Genomic DNA, 279 nt, shown 5'->3' on the forward strand with positions numbered 1-279 from the left:
TGGCTCTTCAGCCCGGACAGCGCCGCGGCGTGGCCGTGGTTCGCTCGACCGCCGCCCTGGCCGTGCCANATGGCCCAGGGTGAGCTGGCTCATCGCCTGGGTGCTGGCGAACTGCACCCGGCCCTGGCCGTCGCTGTCGTCGAACACCAACTGGTTGTGGCCCGTGCCGTCGAAGCCCNGGTGAGCTGGCTCATCGCCTGGGTGCTGGCGAACTGTACCCGGCCCTGGCCGTCGCTGTCGTCGAACACCAACTGGTTGTGGCCCGTGCCGTCGAAGCCC

General features: G+C 70.4%; 2 pseudogenes. Both read right to left on the minus strand.

Going from position 1 to position 279, the window contains the following annotated elements:
* Positions 1-69: 69 nt before the first annotated feature.
* Positions 70-178, minus strand: a pseudogene (locus ASG87_RS21185) (type VI secretion system Vgr family protein); the annotation flags it as partial.
* Position 179: 1 nt separating this feature from the next.
* A pseudogene (locus tag ASG87_RS21190) lies at positions 180-279 on the minus strand (type VI secretion system Vgr family protein); the annotation flags it as partial.

It is taken from the genome of Frateuria sp. Soil773 (assembly GCF_001428405.1).
GTDB lineage: Bacteria > Pseudomonadota > Gammaproteobacteria > Xanthomonadales > Rhodanobacteraceae > LMSL01.